The organism is Haladaptatus sp., assembly GCF_049589095.1.
Classification (GTDB): Archaea; Halobacteriota; Halobacteria; order Halobacteriales; family Haladaptataceae; genus Haladaptatus.
The window spans coordinates 1-9,578 of record NZ_JBAWAC010000137.1 but is presented as its reverse complement, the minus strand read 5'-3'; the positions used below and the strand labels follow the sequence as shown (position 1 = coordinate 9,578).

At 62.2% G+C, this 9,578-nt stretch carries 10 protein-coding genes; 6 read left to right on the top strand and 4 right to left on the bottom strand.

All coding sequences use genetic code 11. The features are described from left to right. The first annotated feature begins 177 nt into the window (after positions 1-177). Positions 178-1,278 carry a Gfo/Idh/MocA family protein gene (locus tag WBV42_RS04715; protein WP_423985005.1) on the top strand — a complete coding sequence of 367 codons (1,101 nt, stop codon included), beginning with the start codon at positions 178-180 and terminating at the stop codon, positions 1,276-1,278. Positions 1,279-1,293: 15 nt separating this feature from the next. On the opposite strand, the gene WBV42_RS04710 is transcribed toward WBV42_RS04715, so the two are convergent. Continuing rightward, positions 1,294-2,145 carry a translation initiation factor eIF-2B gene (locus WBV42_RS04710; protein ID WP_423985004.1) on the bottom strand — a complete coding sequence of 284 codons (852 nt, stop codon included), beginning with the start codon at positions 2,143-2,145 and terminating at the stop codon, positions 1,294-1,296. A gap of 234 nt (positions 2,146-2,379) precedes the next feature. Here WBV42_RS04710 and WBV42_RS04705 point away from each other — a divergent pair, with 234 nt between their 5' ends. Next, entirely contained in the window at positions 2,380-2,685 is a 306-nt protein-coding gene (locus WBV42_RS04705; protein ID WP_423985003.1) for a hypothetical protein, read from the top strand. 18 nt (positions 2,686-2,703) lie between these two features. Here WBV42_RS04705 and WBV42_RS04700 read toward each other — a convergent pair whose 3' ends face one another. The 3 genes from WBV42_RS04700 to WBV42_RS04690 all read right to left on the bottom strand — a co-directional run bounded on the left by WBV42_RS04700 (position 2,704) and on the right by WBV42_RS04690 (position 5,483). Then, a complete protein-coding gene (locus tag WBV42_RS04700; RefSeq protein ID WP_423985002.1) occupies positions 2,704-3,243 on the bottom strand; it encodes a hypothetical protein in 540 nt (179 codons plus the stop codon). Between the two features lie 96 nt (positions 3,244-3,339). Next, complete coding sequence (locus WBV42_RS04695) at positions 3,340-4,842, bottom strand: RtcB family protein (RefSeq protein WP_423985001.1); 1,503 nt, start codon at positions 4,840-4,842, stop codon at positions 3,340-3,342. Positions 4,843-5,063: 221 nt separating this feature from the next. Then, positions 5,064-5,483 carry an archease gene (locus WBV42_RS04690; RefSeq protein WP_423985006.1) on the bottom strand — a complete coding sequence of 140 codons (420 nt, stop codon included), beginning with the start codon at positions 5,481-5,483 and terminating at the stop codon, positions 5,064-5,066. Between the two features lie 103 nt (positions 5,484-5,586). On the opposite strand from WBV42_RS04690, the gene WBV42_RS04685 reads away from it, so the two are divergent. The 4 genes from WBV42_RS04685 to WBV42_RS04670 all read left to right on the top strand — a co-directional run bounded on the left by WBV42_RS04685 (position 5,587) and on the right by WBV42_RS04670 (position 9,331). Beyond that, positions 5,587-6,075, top strand: a complete 489-nt coding sequence (locus WBV42_RS04685) for a GNAT family N-acetyltransferase (protein ID WP_066145533.1) — start codon at positions 5,587-5,589, stop codon at positions 6,073-6,075. A 105-nt stretch (positions 6,076-6,180) separates the two neighbouring features. Continuing rightward, on the top strand, positions 6,181-7,353 hold the full coding sequence (gene priS, locus WBV42_RS04680; protein ID WP_423985000.1) for a DNA primase small subunit PriS: 1,173 nt from the start codon (positions 6,181-6,183) through the stop codon (positions 7,351-7,353). After that, positions 7,350-8,258, top strand: a complete 909-nt coding sequence (locus WBV42_RS04675; RefSeq protein ID WP_423984999.1) for a hypothetical protein — start codon at positions 7,350-7,352, stop codon at positions 8,256-8,258. Before priS ends, WBV42_RS04675 begins: the two co-directional genes overlap by 4 nt. A gap of 56 nt (positions 8,259-8,314) precedes the next feature. Continuing rightward, entirely contained in the window at positions 8,315-9,331 is a 1,017-nt protein-coding gene (locus WBV42_RS04670; RefSeq protein WP_423984998.1) for a sodium:calcium antiporter, read from the top strand. Positions 9,332-9,578: the final 247 nt, after the last annotated feature.

Genomic DNA, 9,578 nt, shown 5'->3' with positions numbered 1-9,578 from the left:
AAAACCACGACTCTGAAATCGCTCTCTACGTTGTAGTGTCTTTCAGTACTATTCAGTAGAGAATAGTACTTTATAGTATCTCGTTGACTTCACGATTTCACTCCTCCTTATTCCATCGTCCATCCTTGCCCTAGCCATCAAACACTAAGCCCCTTCCCGCAGAATTGAAACCCGATCATGACACTGAAAATCGGTGTGTTGGGGTATCGATTCATGGGGAAGGCTCACGCCAACGCCATGGCGCGACTGCCAATGTTTTTCCCGGACGCACCGGACATCGAACGCCACACGCTCATCGGCCGGAACGAGGAGGCGCTCGCGGAGGCCGCCGAGCGACTGGGATTCGAACACACGAGTACGGATTGGAAGGAAGTGATCGACGAGGTGGACGTTTTCTACAACCTCGGGCCGAATTTCGTCCACGCGGAACCGTCCATCGCGGCGCTGGAGGCGGGCGTTCCCGTCCTCTGTGAAAAGCCGCTCGCGGCGGACCTCGCGAACGCGGAGCGGATGGCCGACGCCGCGGAAGCGGCGGGCGTACCCACCGCTACGGCGTTCAACTATCGGTACATCCCGGCGATTCAGTACGCGAAGGAACTCATCGAGGACGGCGAACTCGGCGAGATTCACCAGTTCCGCGGGCGCTACCTGCAGGATTGGCTGGTGGACCCCGACGCGCCGTGGTCGTGGCGCAACGACGAGGAACTGGCGGGGAGCGGCGCGCTCGGCGATCTCGGCGCGCACACTATCGACCTCGCGCGTTTCCTCGTTGGCGACGTGGAGCGCGTGTCCGGCCACCTTCGGACGTTCGTTGACGAGCGTCCCACCGAAGACGGAAGCGAGACCAAACCCGTCACGGTGGACGACGCCTACTCCGCGCAGGCCGAACTGGAAGGAAACGTCATGGCGACGTTCGAGGCCTCGCGGTTCGCCGACGGGCACAAGAACGACCACTCCATCGAGATTCACGGTTCGGAGGGCAGCCTGAAGTTCTCGCTCGAACGGCTCAACGAACTGGAAGTCCTGCGCGGCGACGACCGCGGCTACGAGACGGTTCTCGTGACCGACGAGTCCGACCCGTACATCGACCACTGGTGGCCGCCTGGCCACGTCATCGGCTGGGAACACACGTTCGTCCACGAGGACTACGAGTTCCTCACAGCAGTGGAATCAGGAGAGGAGTACCGTCCGAACTTCGACGATGGGCTGGAGATTCAGAAGGTGCTGGACGCTATCGAGCGAAGCGACGAGAGCGGCGAGTGGGTCGCCGTCGAATAGGATTCGTTTTCCAGTTCAGTACTCCCACGTCCCCTCGTCGGTGACGACGGAGCTGAGGAGGTTGGTCGGGGTAGCGTCGTAGGCCGGGTTGGCGACCGCGAAGCCCTCGGCCGGTTCCCGGATGACCTCGCTGCCGGAGCGAAAGTCGTTCTCGAAGCGGAACGCCTCGCCAACGATCTTCGCGCTGGACCCGACGGAAGTGACCGGGACTCCGACTTCGTTCGCGGTGGCGACGAGCGGGAAGGTCCCGACGCGGTTGTAGAGGGTTTCGTCCACGATGCAGTCCATGCCGGTGAACACGCGGTCACACTCCGGCAGGTAGTGACCGGCGGCGCTGTCGATGATGAGTGTCACGTCCACTTGGTCGACTTCGCCGAGCACGCGGGCGGTCTTCCGTCCGAGATAGCGTGGGCGGGCTTCCATGACGTACACGTCGAGGTACGCACCGTTCGCCACGGCGGTTTCGACGGCTTCCAGCACGGTGGAGGAGTAATCGTGCGTCAGCAGCGTCATGCCGTCCTTGAACAGCGGCGCGGCGTTCTCGGCGGCACGGCGCTTGGCGGTCATGACCTGTTCGACGACGCTGTCGATGGCCGCTTGCATGTTCTCCTTTGCCTGTTCGACCGACTCGTTGTCCGACTCCGTGACCATCGTCACGATCGCACGTTGGGTCGTGACGAGCGACGCGTGGGAGGGGTTCGCCCGGCGGAGCACGCTGCTGTTGTGGTCGAGCGCACGCTCGAACTCCTCGACCGTCTCGAAATCGCGGTCGTTGAGGTCCGAGAGCGCCCTCGCTGCCTTGACCGCGACGGTCGAGGAGCTGTGTGTTTGCATCTCCTGTATCTCCTCGACTGTCTCGTCTATCATGACCTAACGAAGTTCGTCGGGCTACAAGATTGTTCTGGGTCTGCGGTTGACGGTCGTTCCGGGTCTGCGATCGATGGTCGTTCCCGACCTCGGTTTGACGATCGTCCCGAGTCGGCAGTGATGACGTTTGGAGGGGGTTCCGCCCGCCCACAACGACGTTCGCTTTCACCAGGGTCGAAGTTGACAACTAAATTGGGAGAACGGTTTACATTCGCCGGACGCTAACCGATTCCCATGACCGTTCCCGTTCGATACTACTGCCCCCACTGCGGTGCGATTGCGACGCTCGAACGCCGAGCCAATCTGGCCGACAAATCGGTGACTGCCGACCCGCTGGACGGATGGAAGTACACCAACGCCTACGACGACTTCGAGGACACGGACGGCGTCGAAATCGTCTGTGGAGCGAGCGAAACCGACGGCGATGGCTGTGGCGAACTGTACTACCTCAACTTCATCCGATACGAAAACGGGGAGGAACTCGACCCACAGGTGCCGCTCCGCCCCGAAGACGCTCCGAATTTCGACTTTCGGACGTAGTGGACACGGATCCCGTTCTCACTCGTGCACGTTGAGGTGAACCCCCCATTCGTACGTCCTCCCCGCGACGGTGTACTCGTCCTCGAACCGATAGCTTCCCGACGGATAACAGGACTCCATCGCTTCGTGGGTCAGCACCGACCACTCGACGTGTGCCCCCTCGTCGGGGTCGAACCGCCGATTCTCGGTTGCAGTCCCTCCGTAAATCGTCTTCGACCACCAACACCCGTCGTGATGGTCCCCCGGATCGGCCTCGTATTTGAGAACGAGTTTCGAGCCGTCGGCCGCGATGCCGAGGGTGTCCGCGAACGGGGCGGGGTAGCTGAACCGAAACGACCGGGGCTCGTCGCCCGTGTATTCGAACCGAACGCGGATTCGTGCCGGATGTTCCGCCGTGGGTTCGGAGCGTAGGTCCGCCGAGAGCGTGGCAGGGAACTTCTCGGGAACGGAGTCATTGTCGATCGTAAATCGGGATACCCGTGTATCGTGGAGAATATTCCCCAAACAGCCTGCCGTCACACTCGTCCCCAACGTGCCCAGCAACGCTCGTCGTCGCATATGTCAACACTATTGTCTTCCTGGCTATCAATATCTTTTGATTGGTGAAAGGAGTATTGAAACTATCACTCGATGGGTGGCATTATACCGGTCGAATCACCCCTTGATGTTGCAGACTGGTACGGTCCGTGCGACTTTGTCGCCGATTCCGAGCGCGTCGGACACCCGAACGACTTCGTTCACGTCCTTGTAGACGCCCGGCGCTTCCTCGGCGACCGTCGCACCGCTTTGGGCTTTGACGAAGATTTGCTCTCCCGCCAACTCCTCGCGAACGTCTTCGCCCCAGTACTCCCGTTTGGCCTGCGTGCGACTCATCACCCGGCCCGCACCGTGTGCGGTCGAGCCGAAACTACGTTCCATCGACGCCTCGCCGCCTCGGAGCACGTAGCTTCCTGTCCCCATACTGCCGGGGATGATGACGGGTTGACCGACGTCGAGATACGCGCCCGGTACCTCGGGATGTCCCGCCGGAAACGCCCGGGTCGCGCCCTTCCGGTGGACGAACAGTTCTCGCTCCTCGCGGTCGACGGCTTCGTCGTCTCCCACTGGTTGGCCCTCCGGCCCAACCCCCACGACGTGTGTCTCCTTCTTGGCGATGTTGTGGGCCACGTCGTACAGCAATTCCATGTCCATCGCTTGCCACGGGCGGTCGAACACGTCCTCGAACACCTCCCGCGTCCGGTGCATGACCAGTTGGCGGTTCACCCACGCGAAGTTGATGGCCGCACCCATGGCCGCGTAGTACTCCTCGGCGAGTCGGCTTCCGGCCGGTGCCGCGGCGAGTTCCTTGTCCGGAAGCCGCGACAGCAGGTCGGAGTGCGTTCGCTCGATCTTTCGCAGGTAATCCGTACAGACCTGGTGACCCAACCCCCGACTGCCGCAGTGGATGAGAACGACGATCTGGCCCTCGGACAGTCCGTACGCCTCCGCAACGTCGTCACGGAACACGTCTGCCACGCGTTGGACTTCGAGGAAGTGGTTGCCGCTGCCCAGACTACCCAACTGGTTTTTCCCGCGATTTTTTGCCTTCTCAGAGACGGCTGCCGGGTCGCTCTCCTCTCGAACCCCCTCGTCCTCGCAGTGTGCGAGGTCGGCGTCCGTCGCGTAGCCCTCCTCCAGCGCCCACGCCAGGCCGCGGTCCAGCACCTCGTTTACCGTGTCGATTCCCGCCTCCATGACGCCACCGCCGCCCAATCCGGACGGAATCGCGTCGAACAGTTCCCCCACGAGTTCCTCCTCGTGGCCCCGCACGTCCTCGGCCGTCAGGTTCGTCCGCATCATCCTGACGCCGCAGTTGATGTCGTAGCCGACCGCCCCCGGCGAGATACAGCCGTTTTCCGCGTCGATTCCGGCGACACCACCCACCGGAAAGCCGTACCCTTGGTGTCCGTCCGGCATGCAGACCGCGTACTTCACCACTCCCGGTAGACTGGTCGCGTTCTGCAACTGCTGGAGCGTCTCGTCCTCCGCTATTTCGGCGAGCAGTTCCTCGCTGGCGAGGACGCGCGCGGGCGTCCCCATCCCTTCTCCCTGTGGAATCTCCCAAACGTACTCCTCCACCTGTTCGAGCGTGATGTCCCCCGCGGTGTACGTATTCATACGTAGGATGTTCGGGGGCGACCGCCGAAGCTATTTCGGGGACCGTGATGGGGACATCGATCGTGAGTTGGTATTCCGGTTCTCTTAGTGGGTGTGACTTCCGGAATGAGGTTTGGAAGAATCTCACCCGCTCGTTACGAAGAGGGATATCCGGTTTTTCCGGGAGAGCAATTACCGAACCCCACCATCCCGCGTTCGAACACGAAACCGACCCCCGCTTTCTACACGTCGAAGACGACGTAGGCGCGCCAGCCGTCGTCGGTCTCCTCGATCGCCATTTCGGAGTAGGTGACGGCTTTGATTTCCCGTGCGCCGAGTCCGGCGAGCGGGACGCCGCGTGCGCTGCCGGTGAGTTCCCATTTTCCGTTTCCGTCGCCACCGATGGTGACATCGTTATCGACCGGGAGAACCTCCCGAACGTCGCGCTGGTAGATGAGTTCGTCCAAGTAATCGAAGAGGAGCGCTTCCCGGTTTTCGGCGCGTATCTCGATGTCGAACCGCTCTCCCGTCGCTGGAATTTCGTCTTCGTCCAGCATAGCGGCAGCCATGCCGTCCGCGGTGGCCGCGAAGGCGGCCGAGAGTGTGGCACCGGCCGCTTCGACGCCGACATCTGCGGTGTGATCGCGGAGTTCGTAGCCCATCGTGTACCCTTCGGTCGCTGTCAGTTTCAGCGTTGTCACTCCGCACGCCCGCTGGATTTGTATGCCGGTGGAATTATATTTGTTTGCCTATTACTGCCACAGAGTGAGTGTGAATATCGACACGCGCGTCGTCGGGCCGGGCGACAATCGCTACGTCGGGGAGGCGTGGCAGCTGAAGGAACGAATCCGGCAGGAGGAGGGCGTGCTGAAGCAACGACGTGGGTTTTTCACGGACGCGTATCGACGCTCGACCGTTTACTGTTACGTCACCGAGGACGACGAGGGCGACCAGTTGGTTGGGTTTGCGGCGGCGCGACGCGACGGCTACATACTCTTTCTCGCGGTCGAACCCGAGTTCCGTGGTGAGGGATTCGGCCAGCGACTCGTCGCCAAAGTCGCAGACAACCACGCGTCCGTCACCTGCCACGCCCGAACGACGAACGAGAACGCGCTCGACTTCTACCGCCACCTCGGCTTCGCCGTCGAGCGTCGTATCGACAACTATTACGAGGACGGCGGCGACGCCTACTACCTCCGCTTGGGAGAGGAGGAGAGTATCGCCAAGCGTCTCTCGGATTTCATGCGTAACTAGAGGCCGCGCGTTGTAACGAATACGGATCGTCGAACACCATCCAAAAGCAACTGCTCCATCCAAAGAAACAACGCTTTAATCGGGTGGGTGTTTCATGAACGTACGATGGAAGAGCGGACGCGAGCGTATCTGCGAGGCCGGTTCCGTGATCACTACCGAGCGGTAGCGCCGGAACTCCCGCCGGATGCCGACGAACGCGAGTGGGGCTACATCCCATGGACTGCCGGGTCCGGCACGACCATGGTTCGGCACAACTCCCTGCTCGATTTGGGCACCCTCGGCGGCTTTCTCGAACGCGAACGTCCGCGCCACGTCTACTTCTCCGCCGGGCGCTATCACGACCCCGGCGCGGGGACGATGGAGGCAAAGCGCTGGCGGAGTGCGGACCTCGTCTTCGACTTGGACGCCGACCACCTGCCGGGCGTCACCGAGGAAACGTCCTACGCCGAGATGCTCGCGCGGTGTAAGGACGAACTGCTCGACCTGCTCGACATCCTCGAAGGGGACTTCGGATTCGAGGACCTGACGGTCGTCTTTTCCGGTGGTCGAGGATATCACGTTCACGTCCGGGACGAGCACGTCAAAGGATTGGACCGCGAGGGACGGCGCGAGGTCGTCGATTACGTGATGGCGAACGAAATCGAGTTCGAATCGTTGGTGCAGACCGAAACGGTCGCCGGACTCGGCCTGAAAAACCCGACCCAAAAGCGAACCCTCCCGACCGAGGGCGGATGGGGTGGCCGGGTTCACGAACACGTCTGTACGTTCGTCGACGAACTCCTCTCGATGGACGAAGCCGATGCGCTCGACCGATTGCAGGAGTACGATGGCATCGGCTCCGGAAAGGCACGGGGCGCGTACAACGCCGCGAAGAACAACCGCCGTGAGATCGAGGGCGGCAACGTGGACGTTCACCCCGCCTTCTACCAGTTGGCGCGGATCCTTGTGGACGAGGTGTTCGCGGCCGAAAGCGCGGCGGTGGACGAACCCGTCACGACCGACACCCACCGACTCATTCGCCTGCCGGGGAGCCTCCACGGCGGCAGTGGCTTGGCGGTCAAACGGATTCCCCGCGACGAACTGACGGACTTCGATCCGCTTCGGGACGCGATTCCGGAGACGTTCACGGCCGACGAGGTGATGGTCGAACTGCCGTCGGAGACACAACTTTCGCTCCGGGGCGAAAGCTTTAGGCTCCCGGCGGGCAATATATCGATTCCCGAATACGTCGCCATCTTTCTTATGGTGCGTGACCGGGCAGAAAAGGGGAAAGAATGAATCTCGACGAACTCCGCAGTGTGCAGAGTAAGGAGCGTTCGAAGGATAGCTTACAGCATCTGCGCGAGTCGTTTTACGGTGACGTCGGCGAGTACATCCGTGGTCTTCGCGAGGAGCGCGAGCGGGCCGCCGAACGGGCGAGCGACCCGTTCGATTCCGACGAAGTCAATCGGCTGACCGACGAAATACAGACCGCCGAGGAGGTCGTCGAGGCGGTGTACGAGCGCCGCGTCGGCAAGGTCGTCAAACGTGCGAGCCTCGCCGCGGCCGGGATTCCGGCCGACGAGGAAGGACTGACCAGCGAGGAGCAGGTGTTGTTTTCGGATCTCGTGGGACGGATCGAGTCGAACAAGACGACTGTCCTCGAAGTGCTGTCGGGCGAGGATTCCGCGCCTACCGAATCGTCGACCGAATCCGGGACCGGGACCCAAAATCAACGTGCGTCCCGAACGAACCCCGAACCGACGTCGAAATCGGACCCAGAATCTGCTTCCGACGACCGCCCGAGCGCCGAAGCGGCAGCGATCACGGGCGACGACGAGTCGGGTGAGTCCGAACCGGCGTCGCCCGCACCGAGCGCTCGGGAACCCGAACCGACGGCGACGGAAGCCGATGGGAGCACAACGGTCGCACCGGATAGCGCGGATGCACGGCCCGATAACCTCTCGAATGCACCGGAAACGAGCGCATCCGAACCGGAGTCGAAATCCGAACCGGAACCTGCAGAGGAATCGGAACCCGACCTCTCGGACGACCGGACCATGGTCCGCATCACGCAGGACGTCGGTTCGATTCTCGGCGTCGACGAGCGCGAATACGAACTTTCGAGCGAGGACGTGGTCGCGCTCCCGACCCAGAACGCCGGGCCGCTCATCGAGCGCGACGCGGCCGAAAAACTCGACTGAATTCGGTTCCTCGTTCGACTGTTCGATTTTAAGAGGTCTCACGCAAAACGGAGCGTATGGTCTCCGGATTCGGGTGGTTCGTCCTGCTCGCGCTGGTCGGGGCGGCGGTCGTCTGGAAGGCGAGCGACATGCTGGAACGGGCGAGCAAGCGGCTTTCGGCGTACTACGGCCTCCCACCGGTCGTCCAAGGGGCCATCGTCGTCGCCGTCGGGTCGAGTTTTCCGGAGCTTTCGAGTACGGTCGTCTCGACGTACGTCCACGGCGCGTTCGATCTGGGCGTGAGCGCCATCGTCGGGTCGGCGATTTTCAACCTACTCGTCATCCCGGCGTTGGCTGGCATCTTCGCGGACGGCGTCGAGGCCGACCGCTCGGTCGTCTACAAGGAAGCACAGTTCTACATGATCGCCGTCTCGGTGGTGATGATCACGTTCTCGCTGGCGGTCATCTATCACCCCGTCGCCGACATGCGCCTCGGCGGGACGGTCACGCGACCGCTCGCGCTCCTCCCCGTCGGGCTGTATGCAGTCTACATCTTCACGCAGTGGCAGGACACACAGGATTACGACGCGGAGGCATCGACCGACGGCATTTCGCCGCTTCGGGAGTGGATGGCGCTCCTCGCCAGCCTCGTCCTCATCGCCGTCGCGGTCGAGTGGTTGGTTCAAGCCGCCCTCGGGTTCGGTGGGTTGTTCGACACGCCGGATTTCATCTGGGGACTCACCGTGGTCGCCGCCGGGACGAGTCTCCCCGATACGCTCGTGAGCGTCCGCGCCGCGAAGGAGAACGACGGCGTGACCAGCCTCGCCAACGTCCTCGGGAGCAACGTCTTCGACTTGCTCATCGCGGTTCCGGCGGGCGTGCTCGTGGCCGGGTCGGCGGATATCGATTTCTCCGTCGCCGTCCCGCTGATGGGTTTTCTCACGTTCGCCACCGTCGTCGTCTTCGGCTTCCTTCGCACCGAGCTAACGCTCTCGAAAACGGAATCGTGGGGACTGCTCGCGTTCTACTGTCTGTTTCTCGTCTGGATGGTGTTGGAGACGGTCGGCGTGACGCACGTCGTTCCGGGCGCGTGAGGACTACCATAGTTTCGCGGTAGGCCGTCTACACAGACGTCAAAAACAGCAACCGACACAACCGCCAGTCGCTAGCATCTCCACCGAAAGACCTGCGGTCTTTCGAGCCATCAACTTCGCGCGGCGATTTTGAGACACCGGAAAATCGGAGATTTTCCGGGCCGACGAACCCCCGGAGAGGGGTGAGGAGCGCTTTTGATGAACGTTTTACAGGGAGCCGTCAGGGACGACCGGGGTCGTCCCTGAC

What these genes read in the sequence shown, in the direction of transcription:
- WBV42_RS04715 (WP_423985005.1), top strand. Translation starts at nt 178, where the DNA reads ATGACACTGAAAATCGGTGTGTTGGGGTATCGATTCATGGGGAAGGCT.
- WBV42_RS04710 (WP_423985004.1), bottom strand. Translation starts at nt 2,145, where the DNA reads ATGATAGACGAGACAGTCGAGGAGATACAGGAGATGCAAACACACAGC.
- WBV42_RS04705 (WP_423985003.1), top strand. Translation starts at nt 2,380, where the DNA reads ATGACCGTTCCCGTTCGATACTACTGCCCCCACTGCGGTGCGATTGCG.
- WBV42_RS04700 (WP_423985002.1), bottom strand. Translation starts at nt 3,243, where the DNA reads ATGCGACGACGAGCGTTGCTGGGCACGTTGGGGACGAGTGTGACGGCA.
- WBV42_RS04695 (WP_423985001.1), bottom strand. Translation starts at nt 4,842, where the DNA reads ATGAATACGTACACCGCGGGGGACATCACGCTCGAACAGGTGGAGGAG.
- WBV42_RS04690 (WP_423985006.1), bottom strand. Translation starts at nt 5,483, where the DNA reads ATGGGCTACGAACTCCGCGATCACACCGCAGATGTCGGCGTCGAAGCG.
- priS (WP_423985000.1), top strand. Translation starts at nt 6,181, where the DNA reads ATGGAAGAGCGGACGCGAGCGTATCTGCGAGGCCGGTTCCGTGATCAC.
- WBV42_RS04675 (WP_423984999.1), top strand. Translation starts at nt 7,350, where the DNA reads ATGAATCTCGACGAACTCCGCAGTGTGCAGAGTAAGGAGCGTTCGAAG.
- WBV42_RS04670 (WP_423984998.1), top strand. Translation starts at nt 8,315, where the DNA reads ATGGTCTCCGGATTCGGGTGGTTCGTCCTGCTCGCGCTGGTCGGGGCG.